Raw genomic sequence first — 18,536 nt, forward strand, 5'->3', positions numbered from 1 at the left:
ACATGGCACGACTGCAACAAATCTATCGCGACAAGATCGCCCCCGAACTGGTCAAGCAGTTCGGTTACACCTCGCCCATGCAGGTTCCGCGTCTGACCAAGATCACGCTCAACATGGGTGTGAGCGAGGCCGTGGCCGACAAGAAGGTCATGGACAACGCCGTGGCCGACCTCACCAAGATCGCTGGCCAGAAGCCCGTGGTGACCAAGGCCAAGAAGGCCATCGCCGGCTTCAAGATCCGCGAAGGCCAGGCCATCGGCTGCATGGTGACGCTGCGCGGCGCGCAGATGTATGAGTTCCTGGACCGCTTCGTGACGATCGCGCTGCCCCGCGTGCGCGACTTCCGCGGCATCTCCGGCCGCGCTTTCGACGGCCGCGGCAACTACAACATCGGCGTCAAAGAGCAGATCATCTTCCCTGAGATCGAGTACGACAAGGTGGATGCCTTGCGCGGCCTCAACATCAGCATCACCACGACGGCCAAGACCGACGAAGAAGCCAAGGCGCTTCTCTCGGCTTTCCGTTTCCCGTTCAAGAACTAAAGGCAGCGTATGGCTAAAGTAGCTTTGATCCAGCGCGAACTCAAGCGCGAAAAACTGGCCGCCAAGTACGCCGCCAAGTACGCGGAACTGAAGGCCATCGCCGGCGACGCCAAGCGCAGCGACGAGGAGCGCGAGGCCGCTCGCCTGGGCCTGCAGAAGTTGCCCCGCAACGCCAACCCCACGCGCCAGCGCAACCGCTGCGAAATCACCGGTCGTCCCCGCGGCACCTTCCGCCAATTCGGTCTGGGCCGCGCCAAGATCCGCGAACTGGCATTCGCCGGCGACATCCCCGGTGTCACCAAGGCCAGCTGGTAAGCGCAGCAGGAGAGATACAACATGAGCATGAGTGATCCCATCGCTGACTTGCTGACCCGCATTCGCAATGCGCAAATGGTGTCCAAGGCCACCGTGTCGGTGCCTTCCTCCAAGGTGAAGGTCGCCATCGCGCAGGTGCTGAAGGACGAGGGTTACATCGACGGCTTCGAAGTGAAGGCCGACGGTGGCAAGTCTGAACTCCAAATCACCCTGAAGTACTACGCCGGTCGCCCCGTGATCGAGCGCATCGAGCGCGTGAGCCGCCCCGGCCTGCGCGTGTACAAGGGCCGCGATTCCATTCCGCAAGTCATGAACGGACTGGGTGTGGCAATCGTCACGACGCCCAAGGGCGTGATGACCGATCGCAAGGCGCGCGCTACCGGTGTCGGTGGCGAGGTGCTTTGCTACGTCGCTTGACGTGGCATTGAGGAGAAGACTGAAATGTCCCGTGTAGGTAAATCCCCGGTAAGCATCCCCGCAGGCGTGGATGTGTCCATCAAGGACGACCAGATCAGCGTCAAGGGCGCAGGCGGCACGCTGTCGCTCGCGCAGAACGCGCTGGTGAAGGTGTCCAGCAACGAAGGCAAGCTGAGCTTCGAGCCGATCGACGCTTCGCGTGAAGCCAATGCCATGAGCGGTACCGTGCGCCAGCTGGTGAACAACATGGTGCTGGGCGTCAGCAAGGGCTTCGAGAAGAAGCTCACGCTGATCGGCGTGGGTTTCAAGGCCGCCGCTGCCGGCAGCAAGCTGAACCTGAACGTCGGTTTCTCGCATCCCGTGAACTTCGAGATGCCCGCCGGCATCACCGTGGCGACCCCCACTCCGACCGAAATCGTGATCAAGGGTGCCGATCGCCAGGTGGTGGGCCAGCTGGCCGCCGAGATCCGCGCCGTTCGTCCTCCCGAGCCCTACAAGGGCAAGGGCATCCGCTATGCGGATGAGAAGGTCGTGATCAAAGAGACCAAGAAGAAGTAAGGAGCTGCAGTATGTTGACCAAGAAAGAGCAGCGTCTTCGTCGTGCCCGCCAGACCCGCATCCGCATTGCCCAGCAAGGCATCGCGCGTCTGACGGTCAACCGTACGAACCTCCATATCTACGCCAGCGTGATCTCTGGCTGCGGCACCAAGGTGCTGGCCAGCGCCTCCACGGCCGAGGCCGATGTGCGCAAGTCGCTCGGCGGCTCCGGCAAGGGTGGCAATGCCGCCGCGGCCCAGATCATCGGTAAGCGCATCGCCGAAAAGGCGAAGGCCGCCGGTATCGAGAAGGTCGCGTTCGATCGCGCAGGTTTTGCGTATCACGGCCGCGTGAAGGCCCTGGCTGAGGCGGCCCGCGAGGCCGGCCTGCAGTTCTAAGCGGAGCGGATAAAAATGGCTAAATTTCAACCCAAGGTGCAAGACGAAGGTCGTGACGACGGTCTGCGCGAAAAAATGATCGCGGTCAACCGCGTGACCAAGGTCGTGAAGGGTGGTCGTATTCTCGGCTTCGCTGCACTGACCGTGGTCGGCGATGGCGACGGCCGCGTCGGCATGGGCAAGGGCAAGTCCAAGGAAGTGCCCGCTGCCGTGCAGAAGGCCATGGAAGAAGCGCGTCGCAAGATGATGAAGGTGTCCCTCAAGAGCGGCACGATCCATCACAACGTGACCGGCCACCATGGTGCAGCCGTCGTGATGATGGCTCCGGCTCCCAAGGGTACCGGCATCATCGCCGGCGGCCCGATGCGCGCCGTGTTCGAGGTGATGGGCATTACCGACATCGTGGCCAAGAGCCATGGGTCGTCCAACCCCTACAACATGGTTCGTGCAACGCTGGACGCCCTGGCCAATTCCACTACGCCGGCCGAAGTGGCCGCCAAGCGTGGCAAGACGGTCGAAGACCTGTTTGCCGCTTGATTGGGAGGCTCAATGACAACGCAACAAAACATCAAGATTCAATTGGTGCGCAGCCCCATCGGCACCAAGGAATCGCATCGCGCCACGGTTCGTGGCCTGGGTCTTCGCAAGCTCAACAGCGTGAGCGAACTCAAGGACACGCCCGAGGTGCGCGGCATGATTAACAAGATCAGCTATCTGGTCAAAGTCCTCTGAGAGGTTGGTGATGGAACTCAATAGCATCAAGCCCGCAGCAGGAGCCAAGCACGCCAAGCGCCGTGTCGGTCGTGGTATCGGCTCCGGCCTGGGCAAGACGGCCGGCCGCGGCCACAAGGGCCAGAAGTCGCGTTCGGGCGGCTACCACAAGGTCGGCTTCGAAGGCGGTCAAATGCCCATGCAGCGCCGCCTGCCCAAGCGCGGCTTTAAGTCGCAGTCGCTCAAGTTCAATGCCGAGATCACCCTTTCGGCGCTGAATGCGCTCGACCAGGCGGAGATCGACGTTCTCTCCCTGAAGCAGGCAGGGCTCGTGCCCGCCCTGGCCCAGGTGGTGAAGGTCATCAAGAGTGGCGAACTCACCAAGGCCGTGAAGCTCACGGGCATCGGTGCCACGGCGGGTGCCAAGGCCGCGATCGAAGCGGCTGGCGGCAGCCTGGCCTGATTTGGTTCTGAAGAAAGGCATCTGTGGCTACTAACGCAGCTCAACTGGCGAAAACCGGTAAGTTTGGTGATCTGCGCCGGCGGCTGGTGTTCTTGTTGCTCGCGTTGGTGGTGTACCGCGTGGGGGCGCACATTCCCGTTCCGGGGATCGATCCCACGCAGCTGCAGCAGCTCTTCAGTGGCCAGCAAGGCGGCATCCTCAACCTGTTCAACATGTTCTCGGGTGGGGCGCTTTCGCGCTTCACGGTCTTCGCGCTGGGGATCATGCCGTACATCTCGGCATCGATCATCATGCAGCTGATGACCTACGTGCTTCCCACGTTCGAGCAGATGAAGAAGGAAGGGGAGGCGGGCCGCCGCAAGATCACGCAGTACACGCGCTACGGGACCGTGGGCCTCGCGGTGTTCCAGTCGCTGGGCATCGCGGTCGCTCTCGAAAGCTCGGCAGGCCTGGTGCTGAGCCCCGGCTTCGGCTTCCGTCTGACGGCGGTGGTCAGCCTGACGGCGGGCACTATGTTCCTGATGTGGCTGGGCGAGCAGATTACCGAGCGCGGCCTGGGCAACGGCATCTCCATCTTGATCTTCGCGGGCATCGCGGCAGGCCTGCCCAGCTCCATCGGTGGCTTGCTGGAACTGGTGCGCACGGGTGCGATGAGCATCCTGGCGGCCATCTTCATCGTGATCGTCGTGGCGCTGGTGACCTACTTCGTCGTGTTCGTCGAGCGTGGCCAGCGCAAGATCCTGGTGAACTACGCGCGCCGCCAGGTCGGCAACAAGGTGTACGGCGGGCAATCGTCCCACCTGCCCTTGAAGCTGAACATGTCCGGTGTGATCCCGCCGATCTTCGCCTCGTCGATCATTCTGCTGCCGGCGACGATCGTGAACTGGTTCAGCGCAGGCGAGTCCATGCGCTGGCTGCGTGACATCTCTGGTGCGCTGACGCCTGGGCAGCCGGTGTACGTGATGTTCTATGCGGCTGCGATCGTGTTCTTCTGCTTTTTCTATACGGCATTGGTTTTCAACAGCCGGGAAACTGCGGACAACCTGAAGAAGAGCGGGGCCTTCATCCCCGGTATTCGTCCAGGCGAGCACACGGCGCGCTACATCGACAAGATCCTGGTGCGCCTGACGCTGGCCGGTGCCGTGTACATCACCTTCGTGTGCCTGCTGCCCGAGTTCCTGATCCTGAAGTACAACGTGCCGTTCTATTTCGGCGGTACCTCGTTGCTCATCATCGTCGTGGTGACGATGGACTTCATGGCCCAGGTGCAGAACTACATGATGTCGCAGCAGTACGAATCGCTGCTGAAGAAGGCTAACTTCAAGACGACACCAGGTACCTGATGCCGGCGTGCCTTTGGTGAATGCGCTATAGTGGCGGGTTCACCAGAGAAGCAACGGTTTATTGATGCCCTTCGATCCATCGCGGGCACGTGTTTTGTGTTCCGCGCAGTGGGCCGGAACGATTGGACAAGAGTTTAGGAGAATGCAATGAGAGTTTCGGCTTCGGTCAAGAAAATCTGCCGCAACTGCAAAATCATCCGCCGCAAGGGCGTGGTGCGCGTGATCTGCACGGATCAGCGCCACAAGCAGCGCCAAGGTTGATTGGGAAATATTAGAGGACGCACATGGCTCGTATTGCTGGTATCAACATCCCGCCCCATCAGCACACCGAGATTGGCCTGACGGCCATCTACGGGATTGGGCGCACCCGCGCTCGCAAGATTTGCGAGGCTTGCGGAATTGCTTATTCCAAGAAGGTCAAGGAATTGACCGACGCCGATCTGGAGAAGATCCGCGACCAGATTGCCCAGTTCACCATCGAGGGTGACCTGCGCCGTGAAACCACGATGAACATCAAGCGCCTGATGGACATCGGCTGCTATCGCGGCTTCCGTCATCGCCGCGGTCTGCCGATGCGCGGTCAGCGTACCCGCACCAACGCCCGTACCCGCAAGGGTCCGCGCAAGGGTGCAGCGGCACTGAAGAAGTAAGATTGAAAGACCCATATGGCCAAGTCTCCTGCCAATAACGCTGCGCAGCGCGTGCGCAAGAAGGTTCGCAAGAACGTGTCGGACGGTATCGCCCACGTGCATGCCTCCTTCAACAACACCATCATCACGATCACCGACCGCCAGGGCAACGCACTGTCCTGGGCTTCCTCGGGTGGTCAGGGTTTCAAGGGCTCGCGCAAGTCCACTCCGTTTGCCGCACAGGTGGCCTCCGAAGTGGCGGGCCGCGCCGCCATCGAGCAGGGCATCAAGAACCTGGACGTCGAAATCAAGGGCCCCGGTCCCGGCCGTGAGTCCTCCGTGCGTGCGCTGGGTGCCCTGGGCATCCGCATCACGTCCATCTCGGATGTGACGCCCGTTCCGCACAACGGCTGCCGCCCGCAAAAGCGCCGCCGCATCTGATTTTTTTCACTAAGCCCACCGCCACCGATCGCCTGGTGCGATGGTGGCTCCCGCAGCCCGCTGCGGAAGCAGACAATTCAAGGATATAGAAGTGGCACGTTATCTCGGCCCCAAGGCCAAACTCTCCCGCCGCGAAGGCACGGACCTGTTCCTCAAGAGCGCTCGCCGTTCCATCGCCGACAAGGCCAAGTTCGACTCCAAGCCCGGTCAGCACGGCCGCACCTCTGGCGCCCGCACTTCCGACTACGGCCTGCAACTGCGCGAAAAGCAGAAGGTCAAGCGCATGTATGGCGTGCTGGAGAAGCAGTTCCGCCGGTACTTCGAGGCCGCGGAGCGCCGCAAGGGCAACACCGGCGCCAACCTGCTGGCCCTGCTCGAGTCCCGTCTGGACAACGTCGTTTATCGCATGGGTTTCGGCTCCACGCGCGCCGAGGCGCGCCAACTGGTGTCCCACAAGGCGATCACGGTCAACGGCCAGAGGGTCAACATCGCCTCCTATCTGGTGAAGGTCGGTGATGTCGTGGCCGTGCGCGAAAAGTCCAAGAAGCAGGCGCGCATCGTCGAGGCCCTGCAACTGGCCCAGCAAGTGGGCATGCCTGCCTGGGTCGAGGTGAATGCCGACAAGGCGGAAGGCACCTTCAAGCAAGTGCCCGACCGTGACCAGTTTGGTGCAGACATCAACGAATCCCTGATCGTTGAGTTGTATTCGCGTTAATCGATAGTCGTTACGTTGGCGTAACCCGTTCCTGAACCGCGAGGCATCGCGGTTTAGGTGCTTCATCAGCCTTACCGGTGTAACGAGCTGGGGGCATTGAGAGGAAGTCTGCATGCAAACCAATTTGCTGAAACCCAAGGCAATCAATGTCGAACAACTTGGCCACAACCGCGCCAAGGTCGAACTGGAGCCTTTCGAGCGTGGCTATGGCCACACGCTGGGCAACGCCATCCGGCGTGTCCTGCTCTCGTCCATGGTGGGTTACGCAGCAACCGAGGTGACGATTGCCGGTGTCTTGCACGAGTACTCGTCCATCGACGGTGTCCAGGAGGATGTGGTCAACATCCTGTTGAACCTCAAGGGAGTGGTGTTCAAGCTCCATAACCGCGACGAGGTCACGCTGAGCCTGCGCAAGGATGGCGAGGGCGTCGTGACCGCGCGCGACATCCAGACGCCCCACGACGTCGAGATCGTCAACCCCGACCATGTGATTGCCACCCTGTCTGCCGGTGGCAAGCTGGACATGCAGATCAAGGTCGAGAAGGGCCGCGGCTACGTGCCGGGCAATCTGCGCCGCTTCGCGGACGAATCGACCAAGTCGATCGGCCGCATCGTGCTGGACGCGTCCTTTTCGCCCGTCAAGCGTGTGAGCTATACGGTGGAGAGTGCCCGCGTCGAGCAGCGTACCGATCTGGACAAGCTGGTCCTGGAGATCGAGACCAACGGTGCCATCTCGGCCGAAGAAGCCGTGCGTGCGTCCGCCAAGATCCTGGTCGAGCAGCTGGCCGTGTTCGCACAGCTCGACGGCGGCGAGATCTTCGAAAGCCAGGCCACGGGCGCGCGGGCGGCTAGCGGCGCCACCTTCGACCCGATCCTGCTGCGCCCCGTGGACGAGCTCGAACTCACGGTGCGTTCGGCCAACTGTCTCAAGGCCGAGAACATCTACTACATCGGCGACCTCATCCAGCGCACCGAGAACGAGCTGCTCAAGACCCCGAACCTGGGGCGCAAGTCGCTCAATGAGATCAAGGAAGTCCTGGCTTCGCGCGGTCTCACGCTGGGCATGAAGCTGGAGAACTGGCCGCCGGCTGGTCTCGACAAGCGTTAAGTTATAATTTTTGGTTCCCTGACAGGCCCAGTGCCTCGGGCAGTACCTGATACGGCTGCCCGATTTAATTACTCATAAGGAAAGCACCATGCGCCACGGACACGGCCTCCGTAAACTGAACCGCACCAGCTCGCACCGCCTTGCGATGCTGCAGAACATGATGAACTCGCTCATCGAGCACGAGGCCATCAAGACCACGCTGCCGAAGGCCAAGGAACTGCGCCGCGTGATCGAGCCCATGATCACCCTGGCCAAGGAAGATTCCGTCGCCAACCGCCGCCTGGCCTTCAACCGCCTGCGCGACCGCGACAGCGTGACCAAGCTGTTCAACGACCTCGGTCCCCGCTTCAAGGCCCGTCCCGGCGGCTACACCCGCATTCTGAAGATGGGTTTCCGCGTGGGTGACAATGCACCCATGGCTTTCGTCGAGCTTGTCGATCGCGCCGAAGAATCTGGCGATGCGGGCGCAGAAGGCTAAAAATCGGCTATAATATAAATCTACCGCGCGATGGAGCAGTCTGGTAGCTCGTTGGGCTCATAACCCAAAGGTCGGAGGTTCAAATCCTTCTCGCGCAACCAACAAGAAAAGGGGTTACGACAGTGTCGTAACCCCTTTTTTCATGCTTCTGCAGGCGGGCCATTGCCCGCCGCCATAGCGACCACCTTGGCATGGATGATTTTTCGCGTTCCTTATCGCTTGTCGGCGCTTCCAATTTCCGCGATCTGGGCGGGTATGCGGGGCGCGACGGCCGCGTCGTGCGGTGGCGCCGGATCTTTCGCTCCGACCATCTGGCTGGCCTGACGCCGCAGGATGCACATGCGCTGGCCGAACTGGGGCTGGCGCGTGCCGTGGACTTCCGTGGGCGGGTGGAGAGCTCCACGCTGAGCTATGCCTTGCCCGACGTGCGCTATTACGCGCTGCCCATCGAGCCCACGGTGGTGCAGCGGGCCAAGGAGATGGCGCTGGCAGGCCAGAGGATGACGGAGCCAAGGGCCGTGGAACTGATGCAGGACACGTACCGCGCGTTCGTGTCCGACAACGCGCCCCAGTTCGCGGGGCTGTTCGAGCAGCTGCTGGCCGAGGATACGCCGCTGGTGTTCCATTGCACCGCGGGCAAGGACCGCACGGGGTTTGCCGCCGCGCTGATATTGCTCGCGCTGGGCGTCGATCGGGACATGGTCATGCAGGACTACCTGCTCACCAACGGCCTGTACCGCCGCCCGGAGAGCCTCAGGAGCAGTGCACCGGAGGAGGTGTTGAATGTGATCTGGCGCGTGCGGGAGGATTTTCTCCAGGCTGCCCTGCAGGCCGTGGACCGCGACCATGGTGGCGTGCCGCGGTACCTGGAACAGCGCCTGGGCGTGGACGAGGCGGCCCGCAGGCGACTGGCCGATCTGTATTTGCAGCCGCGCAAGGCCTGATGGCGCAAAGAAAAAGCAGCCCTCGGGCTGCTTGTTTTTTTGGAGCCTGCGCCGGTCAGAGCGTTGCGTCCTTGAGCTTCTTGAGGGCGCGGGTCTTGATCTTGACCGACGCGGGCTTGGCCGGGAACCAGCGCTCCTCGCCCGTGAACGGGTCCTTGCCGAAGCGCTTCTTCTTGGCCGGCACTTGCTGCAGGCCGATCTTCAGCAGGCCGGGCAGCGTGAATTCGCCGGAGCCCTTCTTGTGCACGGAACCCAGGATGGCCGTTTCCAGTGCCGCGAGCACGGCCTTGGCGGCCTTGGGCTCGACGCCGGCCTGCGTGGCAAGGTGGGCGACCAGCGTGGTCTTCGTGAAGGAGTCCTTCACGGGCTTGAGCGCGGCGGCGGGCGTCGCCGCCTTCTTCACGGCTGCCTTCGTGGCAGGTGCCGCGGCCTTCTTGGCGGCGGTTGTTTTCTTCGCCGGCGCGGCGGTTTTTTTTGCAGTTGCCATGATGTCGGAAATTATGGGGAGTGTTGGAATGCATGCCAGCCGGGCGTGGAGGCAGGCCACGGAATTCTAGGCGTTGTATGCCGGCAAAGGTGCCGTATTCATGCGGGTTTGCACGAGAAAACCACGCATGCCGGCGGCCTCCGGCGCTGCTTGCCGCGTGTCAAGAGCGGCATATTGGCGGTAAGCTGTCGAGCACCATACACGCATAGGAGCACTCATGAGCGACACAACCCCCTTTGGCTTCGGGCGCTTTGTCCCGGGCTTCGATTTCCTGCAGAACCTGGCCAAGGGCGCTGCTGCGGGCATGCCTGCCATGCCCAGCATGCCCGGGTTGTCGGGCTGGGTGGCGCCCACGATGAGCGTCGAGGAGATCGACAAGCGCATCCAGGAGCTGAAGGCCGTGCAGTTCTGGCTGGAGCAGAATGCGCGCGCGCTCACTGCCACGGTGCAGGCGCTGGAGGTGCAGAAGATGACGCTGGCCACGCTGCAGGGCATGAACGTGGCCATGGGCGACATGGTCGGCGCGTTCAGCGCTGCGCGCACCGCCGGCGACGGCGGCAAGGCCGCACGGCAGGCCACGGCGGCGCCCGCGCCGGTGCCGGCGCCCCAGCCCGAAGCGCCCGCGCAGGAGGCGCCGCGTCGGGCACAAGCGCCTGACCAGCCGGAGTCCGCACCGGCCGAAGCTGCGGTGCCGGGCATGGTGGACCCCGTGCAATGGTGGGGCGCGCTCACCAACCAGTTCCAGCAACTTGCCGCCAATGCCTTGAAGGATGCCGGCGCGCACCGTGCGGCGTTCGAGAGCACGCGCGAGATGGCCAGCGGCGCGTTCAAGGCCGCTACCGACATGGCTGCGCAGATGGCGGCCCAGGGCATGCAGGGCGCCGCCGCCACGGTCAAGCCCAAGGCCGCGGCAGAGCCCGGCGCGCAGGACAAGCCGGCTGCCAAGCCGCGCCCGGCCGCGCGCAAGACGACGGCCGCAGCCAAGAAGCCCGCTGCGCCGCGCTAGCCGCAGGGGTCCGGCTGTCCGCCGGGGATGATCCATGAAGCTCTTTCCCAATGCCCATGCCACGCACCCGCAATGGCGCATGGCGGCGGCCCTGGTGCTGGCGCAGCTCAAGGCCCAGATGGCCTCGCCGCACTATGCGCGGGCGCCTGCGCTGGGCCTGCTCTACATCACGGACCACTATGCGGACGATGCGGCCGCGCTCCTGCGCCATCTGGCCGAGGCGCTGCCCTCGGTCACCGACTGGAGCGGGACCGTCGGCGTGGGCGTGGCGGGCAGCAACGTGGAGTATTTCGACGAGCCCGCGCTCTCGCTCATGCTGTGCGACGTGCCGAGCGCGCAGTACCAGGTGTTTTCCGGCGTGGCGCCGCTGCAGCACGGCGCCGCGCACACGGCGCTGGTGCATGCCGACGGCCAGACGCCCGATCTGGCCGAGCTGCTGGCCGAGATGGCGGAGCGCACGGCCAGCGGCTGCCTGTTTGGCGGCGTGGCCGCCAGCCGCGGGCGCAGCGTGCAGTTTGCGCAGCATGCCGGGAGCGACGGGACCAGGGGCGGCGTGCTTTCGGGCGGCCTGTCGGGCGTGGCCTTCGGGCCGCAGGTGGATCTGGTGTCGCGCGTCACGCAGGGCTGCCAGCCCATCGGTCCGCAGGCCGTCATCACCGAGGCGCATGACAACGTGGTGCTGCGGCTCGACGGCCGGCCCGCGCTCGACGTGCTGCTGGGCACCTTGGGCGTGAGCCTGGCGGGCGACCCGCAGCCCGCATTGCGCGCCGTGCGGGCCACGCTGGCGGGCCTGTCGGATGCGGATGGGCCGCCGCCGCGGCACAGGGGCCACATCGGCGCCGACGCGCGCGTGCGCCACATCGTGGGGCTGGATGGCGCGCGCGGCGGCGTGGCGCTGGCCGACCGGGTGGAGGCGGGCATGCGGCTGGTGTTCTGCCAGCGCCATGCGGCCGCGGCGCGGGCCGACCTGGTGCGCGTCTGCGCCGAGATCCGCGAGGAACTCGCGCCCGGGCTGCAGGCCCCGCGGGCGGTTCCCGCAGGGAGCGCCGCGCCAAGGGGCGAGCAGATGCCCGCGCGCCGCATCTGCGGGGCCCTCTACGTGAGCTGCTCGGGCCGCGGCGGGCCGCACTTCGGCGGCCCCAGCGCGGAGCTGCAGATCGTGCGCCAGGCGCTGGGCGACGTGCCGCTCACGGGCTTCTTCGCCTTTGGCGAGATCGCGTCGCACCGGCTGTATGGCTACACCGGCGTGCTGACGGTGTTCGCGGGCCCCGATTCTGATTCTTGAGTGTTTTTGGCCTCCAGTGCCCGTGTATAAAGCGCTGATAGCTATCAAAATAGGTGCATTCAAGGATATACCGCCTCGCCCAGGTTGAGCATGAGGCGGTTGGCCCAGGCGAACAGGGCGGCGGCGTGCACCGTGTCCAGCAGTTCCAGGTCGCCGAGGCCCGCGGCGCGCAGCGGCGCCAGGTGCTGCGGCCCGAACCCGCCGGGCGCGCGCGTGAGGGCGGCGCTGGCCTGCACGATGGCGCGCTCGCGCGCGCTGGTGCCGGCGCCGTCGGGGTCGGTGAAGACCTGCGCGATCACGTCGTTGCGCTTGGCCAGCTGCTCGAAGCGCTGCGCATGCACCGATGCGCAGTACACGCAGCCGTTGATGCGCGAGACCACGGTGGTGGCCAGTTCGCGCTCGGCGCGCGGCAGGCCGCCGGGGGCGTACATGATGGCGTTGAATGCCTGCGAGCGCTCGGCCAGCACGCGCGGCTGGTGGGCCAGCACCAGGTAGAAGTCGGACGTGCGCGCCTTGGGGTGGCTCGCGTTCAGCACGGCGTTCTGCTCGGCGCTGGCCGTGGCCGGGTCCACCACGGGCAGCCAGGCCTTCCAGTCCAGCGTCTCGCTGGTGTAGCCATTGAGGCGCAGCGGCTCGCCGGGCGGGGGCAGGTTGGCGGGGTGGACGAAGGGCGCGTCGGGCTCGCCTTGCGCGGGCGCCGCGCCCTGCGTTGCCGGGCCGAGCGCGGCCAGGGCCGCCACGCCCGCGACCAGGCGTGCCTGGTAGGCCACGAAGCCGATGAGCTGCGCGAGCAGCACCACGTCCGGCGTGGGCAGGCCCGCGCCGGGCAGCGCCAGCAGGGCCGCGCGGTCGGCGGCGGCGGGCTCGGTGGCCAGCAGGTGCGCGAAGCGGGTGATGGCCTGCCAGCGCACGTCCTGCACGGGCGCGGGCAGGCGGGCCAGCTGCGCGCCGTAGTGCGTGGCCAGCGCCGCCACGCCGCTGGCGGCGGCCACGGCCTGCGCCACGGCCAGGCGCTCTGGCAGCGGCAGGCCGCCGGGCAGGCTGGGGGCCAGCAGCAGGTCTTCGCAGGCCTGGGTGGCGGCGATGGCCTTGGCGCGCTGCTGGCGCGCGGCCTGGGCGTGGGGGGCGTTGTCCAGATGGGTGAGCCGGTCGATGGTGTCGGTCATGGCGAAGGCAGTATGCGTTGGGATGTGTCGGCGGGCGTCCATTCGTCGCCCAGCAGCTCGGGCTCGGCATAGGACTGCAGCGCGGCGTAGTGGTGCTCCACGTCCTCGCGGTAGAGCAGGCCTGCGATGCCGCTGGCCAGGCGCCGCGCGCCGTCGCTGATGGCGGGGATGTCGCCCGAGACGGTGCCGTGCGACAGCGCCGCCGGGTAGCAGAAGCAGTGGATGCGGTCCAGCCCCGGGTAGGCGCCGGGCGCCTTCTCCTGGAACTCGAACACGGGGCCGAGGTCGGGCGAGTCGAACAGCTCGCGGTCCTCCTCGCCCGGCGGGGGGCGGTAGCGCTCGCCCCAGGTGCGCACGTGGGGCGCGAAGGGTGCGAACTCGGGCTTTTGCGCCCAGTCGATGGCGAAGCCCGTGGCGAGGATCAGGAAGTCGAACGCGAACGTGCCCCGGGCCGTGGCCACGCGCAGCTCCCGCCCCGCCTGCGCGACGGCGCGCACCGCGCAGCCGAAGTGGAAGAACGCATTCGCGTGGCGCGACACGCGCAGCGTGCTGCCGTGCGGCGGCGGCACCTGCTGCGCGTTGATGTAGTGGCGTATGCGCCATTTCCACGCATCGGGCAGGTCGTGGTGCCCCTGCGTGAGGCCGGGCACGCCCGAGCCCTTGGACTTGTTCACCGTGGGCATGGCGGCGCGCCGCGCGATCAGGTCCACGCTGGCCGCGCCGCATTCGAGCGCCGTGCCGGCGCTGTCCATGGCGGACGAGCCCATGCCGATCACGCCCACGCGCCTGCCCGCCAGCGTGGCGTAGTCCAGCACGTCGGAGGAGTGCGCCCACAGGCCGCGCGCCACGTCCTGCATGAAGGGCGGTATCTGCGGCCCGCCCAGGCCGTCGCGGCCCGTGGCCAGCACCACGCGGCGCGCCAGCCATGTGGCATGGCCCGCGGGGGCCTGCACGTCCACCTCCACCAGGCCGCCGGCGCGCGGGCGCACGGCCGTGGCGGCGTGCCCGTTGCGCACGTCGGCCCCGGTCACGCGGCGGTACCAGCGCAGGTAGTCCATCCACTGCAGGCGCGGGATCTTGTCGAGCGCGTCCCAGGCCTCGCGGCCCCACTGGGCCTCGAACCAGGCGCGGAAGGTGAGCGAGGGCACGCCCAGCGCGGGGCCGGTGAGCTCCTTGGGCGAGCGCAGGGTCTCCATGCGCGCCGTGGTGGCCCAGGGGCCCTCGCAGTCGGCGGGGGCGCGGTCCAGCAGCACGGCGGCCACGCCCTGCTGCGTCAGCGCCATGCTGGCGGCCAGGCCCGCCTGGCCGGCGCCGATGACGAGCACGTCGATGACGGCCTGCCCGCCCTGGCTGCGGGCGGGCAGCCAGGGGCGGGCGCGCCAGTTGAGGGTCAGCAGGTCGTGCGCGAGGCGTTCTTCGAGGGCGGCCAGGCCGGCCATTCCCAAGGGGGGCGAAACAGACATGGTAGGTGCGGGGCAGGGTGGTCAGTTGATGCTGATTTTCGCGTCCTTGACCACCTGCGTCCACTTGGCGCGGTCCTTGCGCACGGTCTGGCGGAACTGCTCGGGCGTCTCTATACGCACTGCGTTGCCCTGCGACTCGAAGCGCTGGCGCAGCTCGGGCTGCTCCAGCACCTGGCGCAGCGCGGTGCTCAGCTTGTGCACCACGGCGGCGTCCGTGCCCTTGGGCGCGAAGATGCCGAACCAGATCGAGCTGTCGAAGCCCTGGGTGCCAGGCAGGCCGCTGGACGCGATGGTGGGCACCTCCTGCACGGCTGCCACGGGCTTGGCCGTGGTCACGCCCAGCAGGCGAACCTTGCCGCTCTTGTAGTGCGGCAGCACGGTCTGCACCTGGTTCATGATGCAGCAGGTCTCGCCGCGCAGCACCGAGGTGATGGCCTCGGGGCCGCCCTTGTAGGGCACGTGGACCATGTTCAGGCCCAGGCGCGCATTGAATTCGGCGAACGCCATGTGCGTGCCCGTGCCGTTGCCGGTGGAGGCGTAGTTGTACTTGCCGGGGTTGGCCTTGACGATCTCGACGAATTCCTTGAGGTTCTTCGCGTCGATCACGCCGGGGTTGATGGTGAGCACGTTGGAAACGTCGATCAGCGGGCCCACGGGCACGAAGTCGGCCTCCACGTCGAAGGGCAGGTTCTTGTACAGGGCCGCGTTGCTGCCGTGCGTGGCCGCCGTGCCGAAGGCGAGCGTGTAGCCATCGGGCCTGGCATGGGCCACGTACTCGCTGGCGATGTTGCCGGCCGCGCCGGACTTGTAGTCGATGACCACGGGCTGGCCGAGCTTCTGGCTCAGGGGCTCCTGCACCGCGCGCGCCACCACGTCCACGCCCGAGCCGGCCGGAAAGCCCATGATCAGGGTGATGGGCTGCCTGGGCCAGTCGGTGGCCTGGGCGAGTGCCGAGGCGGCGGTCAGCAGCATGGCCGCGGCGGTGGCGGCGCGCCGGAGAAGAGGGTGCATGGCGTCTTTCCTTGTGGTGGATCAGTGCGATGTTGCGCCGAATCATGTACGAGCGGCGCAGCCGCCGCCATTGTGGGGAAATTCACATGCGTCCGCGCCATATGCATATGGGCGGTGCGCGTGTTGCGCCGGGTCCGCGGACTTGATCCGCGCGGCGCAAACGCAGAAGATGCAAGCCTGTTCGAGCCAGACGGGGAGTGCGTATGCGTGCCATGGTCCTTGAGCAGCCCGGCCGCCCGCTGCGGCTGGCCGAGCTGCCGCAGCCCGTGCCCCGGGAGGGCCAGCTGCTGCTGGCCGTCGAGGCCTGCGGGGTGTGCCGCACCGACCTGCACCTGCTTGATGGCGAGCTGCCCGATCCGGTGCTGCCCGTGGTGCCCGGCCATGAAATCGTGGCCCGGATCGCGGGCCTGGGGCCCGGCGTGCAGGGCTGGCGCCTGGGCCAGCGGGTGGGCGTGCCCTGGCTGGGCTGGACCTGCGGGCAATGCCGCTTTTGCACCAGCGGACGCGAGAACCTGTGCGACCGGGCCCGCTTCACGGGATACCAACTCAACGGCGGCTATGCCGAGTACACGTTGGCCGATGCGCGCTATTGCCTGGCCTTGCCGGAGGAGCCGGTCGCCGAGCACCTGGCGCCGCTGCTGTGCGCCGGCCTCATCGGCTACCGGGCGCTGCGCCTGGCGGATGATCCGCAGCGGCTCGGCGTCTACGGCTTCGGCGCAGCGGCGCATCTCATCACCCAGCTCGCGCGCGCCCAGGGGCGCGAAGTCTTCGCCTTCACCCGCCCCGGCGATGGCGCCAGCCAGGAATTCGCGCGCAGCCTGGGCGCGAACTGGGCCGCGGGAACCGACGAGGCCCCGCCGCAGCCGCTGGACGCGGCCCTGATCTTCGCGCCCGCGGGCCCCCTGGTGCCCATTGCCCTGCGGCACCTCGACAAGGGCGGCTGCGTGGTCTGCGCGGGCATCCACATGAGCGACATTCCCGGCTTTCCCTATGCCTGGCTGTGGGGCGAGCGCAGCATCCGCTCCGTGGCCAACCTTACGCGCGAAGACGGCCTTGCGTTCTTCGAGGCGGTCCGGCAGGCGCCGCTGCGCACCGAGGTCAGCGTGTTCGCGCTGGAGCAGGCGAACGAAGCCCTGGAGCGGCTGCGCCAGGGCGCGCTCCAGGGCGCGGCGGTGCTGCGAATGTGAGGCATCCATGACATTGCCGCAGGAACAAGTGGTGCGCATTCCGGTGGACCAGGCCCATGTCGAGGGCCTGCTGGTGCTGCCCGCCGCGCCCATCGGGATGGTGCTGTTCGCGCATGGCAGCGGCAGCAGCCGGCACAGCCCGCGCAACAACCACGTGGCCCGGGTGCTGCACGCGCGCGGCGTGGGCACCCTGCTGCTCGACCTGCTCACGCCCGAAGAAGACCGGGACTACCGCGCCCGCTTCGACATCGCCCTGCTGACGCAGCGGCTGCGCGCGGCGGCGCGCTGGCTCGGCCGGCAGCCGCTCACCCGGTCCCTGCCCATGGGCTACTTCGGCGCCAGCACCGGAGCGGCGGCGGCCCTGATGGCCGCGGCCGCGCAGGGCAGCGACATCCGGGCCGTGGTGTCGCGCGGCGGGAGGCCCGACCTGGCCGGCCCCGAGGCGCTGGCGCGCGTGGCCTGCCCGACCCTGCTGCTGGTGGGCGGCCGGGACGAGGAGGTGCTGGAGCTGAACCGGCAGGCGGCCTCCCTCATGCGCTGCCCGCACCGCCTGAGCGTCGTTGCGGGCGCCACCCATTTGTTCGAGGAGCCGGGCACCCTGGAGGCCGCGGCCCGGCAGGCCGCCGACTGGTTCGAGAAATATTTGCCTAGGGTTTGAGCAGGGCGACCACCTCGTCGTCCTCGACCTGGGCGAAGTCCCGGTAGAACTGGCCCACGGCCCGGAAGTCCGCCGGCGCCTGCAGGCACAGCACCTCGTCGGCCAGGGAGCGGACCATGTCGAGCGCCTCCGGCGACGACACCGGCACGGCGCAGACCAGCCTGGCGGGATGGCGCTGGCGCAGGCCGTGCAGGGCGGCCACCATGGTGGCCCCCGTGGCCAGCCCGTCGTCCACCACGATGACGATGCGGCCAGCGGGGTCCAGGGGCGGGCGCACCGGCGTGTACTGCGCGCGCCGCTGGCGGATGACGTCCATCTGCCGGCGCTTTTCGGCGGCGATGTACTCCCGGTCGGCGCCGGTGGCGGCGGCGTGGGGCGCCAGGTAGACCCAGCCGCTTTCGTCCACGGAGCCGATGGCCAACTCGGGTTGGAAGGGCGCGCCCAGCTTGCGCACCAGCACCACGTCGAAGTCGCCCTGCAGCGCCGCCGCGAGGGACCGGGCCATGGGCACGGCGCCGCGCGGTATGGCCAGCACCAGCGGGTTGCGGCCGCGATAGGCCTGCAGCCGCCGCGCGAGCTGGCCGGCGGCGTCGATGCGGTCGCGGAACACGATGGGGCGGTCCGGGGTCGTCATGGCGCGCGCTCCGGCTGCACCAGATCGATCTGGAAGTCGGGCTCGTACGGCGGCACGTGGCAGTCGACGATGCTGCCGGGCGCGACCTCCAGCCGCACACCCACCACGTCGGCATGCACCGGCAGGCGGGCGACGCAGCGGTCCACCAGTGTGGCGACGCGGATTTGCTGCGGCTGCTTGCCGGCCAGGTACTGCAGCACGCGCAGCAGCGAATGGCCGGAATACAGCACATCGTCCACCACGAGCAGACTGTGGCCGCCGAGGTCCGGCGCGGCGTGCCCGGCCGGCTCGTCGAGCCGCGTCTCGGGGTACAGCAGCGTGAGGTCGTCGGCATAGCGCTTGACGGAAAGGTCCAGCCGCAGCGGCGGGGCGATGCCGTGGCGCTGCACCAGCAGTTCGGTCAGGCGCTGGGCCAGCGGCGCGCCGCGCCGCAGAATGCCGATCACGGCCAGGCGCTGCTGCGGCTGCAGCCAGGCCGCGATCCGGCCCGCCATGGCGTGCATCACCGCATCCAGCTCGGCGCGGTCGTACAGGCAGCTTCGGGCTCCCGCAGACGGATGCATGGCAACCTCCGGAGTGGCGGCCGCGCAAGGGCGGC

General features: G+C 67.1%; 26 protein-coding genes and 1 tRNA gene. 21 read left to right on the forward strand and 6 right to left on the reverse strand.

Annotated elements, in window-relative coordinates; translation table 11 throughout:
• Positions 1-2 precede the first annotated feature (2 nt).
• From rplE to ACX12L_RS03930, 17 genes are all read left to right on the forward strand, one after another.
• On the forward strand, positions 3-542 hold the full coding sequence (rplE, locus tag ACX12L_RS03850) for a 50S ribosomal protein L5 (RefSeq protein WP_459261356.1): 540 nt from the start codon (positions 3-5) through the stop codon (positions 540-542).
• A 9-nt stretch (positions 543-551) separates the two neighbouring features.
• Positions 552-857: a 30S ribosomal protein S14 gene (gene rpsN, locus ACX12L_RS03855; protein ID WP_011803856.1), complete on the forward strand. Its 306-nt coding sequence runs from the start codon at positions 552-554 to the stop codon at positions 855-857.
• 21 nt (positions 858-878) lie between these two features.
• Positions 879-1,274 carry a 30S ribosomal protein S8 gene (gene rpsH / locus ACX12L_RS03860; protein ID WP_013520742.1) on the forward strand — a complete coding sequence of 132 codons (396 nt, stop codon included), beginning with the start codon at positions 879-881 and terminating at the stop codon, positions 1,272-1,274.
• 24 nt (positions 1,275-1,298) lie between these two features.
• Positions 1,299-1,832: a 50S ribosomal protein L6 gene (gene rplF / locus ACX12L_RS03865; RefSeq protein WP_459261357.1), complete on the forward strand. Its 534-nt coding sequence runs from the start codon at positions 1,299-1,301 to the stop codon at positions 1,830-1,832.
• Positions 1,833-1,843: 11 nt separating this feature from the next.
• Positions 1,844-2,209 carry a 50S ribosomal protein L18 gene (gene rplR / locus ACX12L_RS03870; RefSeq protein ID WP_459261358.1) on the forward strand — a complete coding sequence of 122 codons (366 nt, stop codon included), beginning with the start codon at positions 1,844-1,846 and terminating at the stop codon, positions 2,207-2,209.
• 15 nt (positions 2,210-2,224) lie between these two features.
• Entirely contained in the window at positions 2,225-2,746 is a 522-nt protein-coding gene (rpsE, locus tag ACX12L_RS03875; protein WP_013520739.1) for a 30S ribosomal protein S5, read from the forward strand.
• Between the two features lie 12 nt (positions 2,747-2,758).
• Positions 2,759-2,941 (forward strand): 50S ribosomal protein L30, encoded by a 183-nt coding sequence (gene rpmD / locus ACX12L_RS03880; protein ID WP_459261359.1) that lies wholly within the window; start codon positions 2,759-2,761, stop codon positions 2,939-2,941.
• A gap of 10 nt (positions 2,942-2,951) precedes the next feature.
• Positions 2,952-3,383: a 50S ribosomal protein L15 gene (gene rplO / locus ACX12L_RS03885; protein WP_013520737.1), complete on the forward strand. Its 432-nt coding sequence runs from the start codon at positions 2,952-2,954 to the stop codon at positions 3,381-3,383.
• Positions 3,384-3,406: 23 nt separating this feature from the next.
• Positions 3,407-4,726 (forward strand): preprotein translocase subunit SecY, encoded by a 1,320-nt coding sequence (secY, locus tag ACX12L_RS03890; RefSeq protein ID WP_459261361.1) that lies wholly within the window; start codon positions 3,407-3,409, stop codon positions 4,724-4,726.
• A 147-nt stretch (positions 4,727-4,873) separates the two neighbouring features.
• Positions 4,874-4,987: a 50S ribosomal protein L36 gene (gene rpmJ, locus ACX12L_RS03895; protein WP_003050535.1), complete on the forward strand. Its 114-nt coding sequence runs from the start codon at positions 4,874-4,876 to the stop codon at positions 4,985-4,987.
• Between the two features lie 23 nt (positions 4,988-5,010).
• Positions 5,011-5,376 (forward strand): 30S ribosomal protein S13, encoded by a 366-nt coding sequence (gene rpsM / locus ACX12L_RS03900; protein ID WP_011803864.1) that lies wholly within the window; start codon positions 5,011-5,013, stop codon positions 5,374-5,376.
• 15 nt (positions 5,377-5,391) lie between these two features.
• Positions 5,392-5,796, forward strand: coding sequence for a 30S ribosomal protein S11 (gene rpsK, locus ACX12L_RS03905; protein ID WP_011793799.1), 405 nt, complete (start codon positions 5,392-5,394; stop codon positions 5,794-5,796).
• Positions 5,797-5,887: 91 nt separating this feature from the next.
• On the forward strand, positions 5,888-6,511 hold the full coding sequence (gene rpsD, locus ACX12L_RS03910; RefSeq protein WP_459261362.1) for a 30S ribosomal protein S4: 624 nt from the start codon (positions 5,888-5,890) through the stop codon (positions 6,509-6,511).
• A gap of 112 nt (positions 6,512-6,623) precedes the next feature.
• Positions 6,624-7,619 (forward strand): DNA-directed RNA polymerase subunit alpha, encoded by a 996-nt coding sequence (locus ACX12L_RS03915; RefSeq protein WP_013520734.1) that lies wholly within the window; start codon positions 6,624-6,626, stop codon positions 7,617-7,619.
• A gap of 88 nt (positions 7,620-7,707) precedes the next feature.
• Positions 7,708-8,097 (forward strand): 50S ribosomal protein L17, encoded by a 390-nt coding sequence (gene rplQ / locus ACX12L_RS03920; protein ID WP_459261363.1) that lies wholly within the window; start codon positions 7,708-7,710, stop codon positions 8,095-8,097.
• Positions 8,098-8,121: 24 nt separating this feature from the next.
• Positions 8,122-8,198: transfer RNA gene (locus ACX12L_RS03925), tRNA-Met, on the forward strand.
• A 90-nt stretch (positions 8,199-8,288) separates the two neighbouring features.
• Complete coding sequence (locus tag ACX12L_RS03930; RefSeq protein ID WP_459261364.1) at positions 8,289-9,041, forward strand: tyrosine-protein phosphatase; 753 nt, start codon at positions 8,289-8,291, stop codon at positions 9,039-9,041.
• Between the two features lie 55 nt (positions 9,042-9,096).
• On the opposite strand, the gene ACX12L_RS03935 is transcribed toward ACX12L_RS03930, so the two are convergent.
• Positions 9,097-9,528, reverse strand: a complete 432-nt coding sequence (locus tag ACX12L_RS03935) for an HU family DNA-binding protein (RefSeq protein WP_459261365.1) — start codon at positions 9,526-9,528, stop codon at positions 9,097-9,099.
• Between the two features lie 217 nt (positions 9,529-9,745).
• On the opposite strand from ACX12L_RS03935, the gene ACX12L_RS03940 reads away from it, so the two are divergent.
• Positions 9,746-10,534 (forward strand): PhaM family polyhydroxyalkanoate granule multifunctional regulatory protein, encoded by a 789-nt coding sequence (locus tag ACX12L_RS03940; protein ID WP_459261366.1) that lies wholly within the window; start codon positions 9,746-9,748, stop codon positions 10,532-10,534.
• Between the two features lie 34 nt (positions 10,535-10,568).
• Positions 10,569-11,819, forward strand: coding sequence for an FIST signal transduction protein (locus ACX12L_RS03945; RefSeq protein WP_459261367.1), 1,251 nt, complete (start codon positions 10,569-10,571; stop codon positions 11,817-11,819).
• A 59-nt stretch (positions 11,820-11,878) separates the two neighbouring features.
• Here ACX12L_RS03945 and ACX12L_RS03950 read toward each other — a convergent pair whose 3' ends face one another.
• Genes ACX12L_RS03950 through ACX12L_RS03960 form a run of 3 tightly spaced genes read right to left on the reverse strand, consistent with a single transcriptional unit; the run spans position 11,879 to position 15,459 of the window.
• Positions 11,879-12,985, reverse strand: a complete 1,107-nt coding sequence (locus tag ACX12L_RS03950) for a peroxidase-related enzyme (RefSeq protein WP_459261368.1) — start codon at positions 12,983-12,985, stop codon at positions 11,879-11,881.
• A complete protein-coding gene (locus ACX12L_RS03955; RefSeq protein WP_459261369.1) occupies positions 12,982-14,448 on the reverse strand; it encodes a SidA/IucD/PvdA family monooxygenase in 1,467 nt (488 codons plus the stop codon). The genes ACX12L_RS03950 and ACX12L_RS03955 overlap by 4 nt, the downstream gene beginning before the upstream one ends.
• Before the next feature lie 21 nt (positions 14,449-14,469).
• A complete protein-coding gene (locus ACX12L_RS03960; RefSeq protein WP_459261371.1) occupies positions 14,470-15,459 on the reverse strand; it encodes a Bug family tripartite tricarboxylate transporter substrate binding protein in 990 nt (329 codons plus the stop codon).
• A gap of 203 nt (positions 15,460-15,662) precedes the next feature.
• Between ACX12L_RS03960 and ACX12L_RS03965 the strand changes: the two genes are divergently transcribed.
• Entirely contained in the window at positions 15,663-16,646 is a 984-nt protein-coding gene (locus ACX12L_RS03965; RefSeq protein ID WP_459261373.1) for a zinc-dependent alcohol dehydrogenase family protein, read from the forward strand.
• 7 nt (positions 16,647-16,653) lie between these two features.
• Positions 16,654-17,304, forward strand: a complete 651-nt coding sequence (locus ACX12L_RS03970; protein ID WP_459261374.1) for a dienelactone hydrolase family protein — start codon at positions 16,654-16,656, stop codon at positions 17,302-17,304.
• On the opposite strand, the gene ACX12L_RS03975 is transcribed toward ACX12L_RS03970, so the two are convergent.
• Positions 17,294-17,938, reverse strand: coding sequence for a phosphoribosyltransferase (locus ACX12L_RS03975; RefSeq protein ID WP_459261375.1), 645 nt, complete (start codon positions 17,936-17,938; stop codon positions 17,294-17,296). The genes ACX12L_RS03970 and ACX12L_RS03975 overlap by 11 nt on opposite strands.
• Positions 17,935-18,501: a bifunctional pyr operon transcriptional regulator/uracil phosphoribosyltransferase PyrR gene (locus ACX12L_RS03980; RefSeq protein ID WP_459261376.1), complete on the reverse strand. Its 567-nt coding sequence runs from the start codon at positions 18,499-18,501 to the stop codon at positions 17,935-17,937. Before ACX12L_RS03980 ends, ACX12L_RS03975 begins: the two co-directional genes overlap by 4 nt.
• Between the last annotated feature and the right edge of the window lie 35 nt (positions 18,502-18,536).

The organism is Alicycliphilus sp. T452 (genome assembly GCF_054512775.1).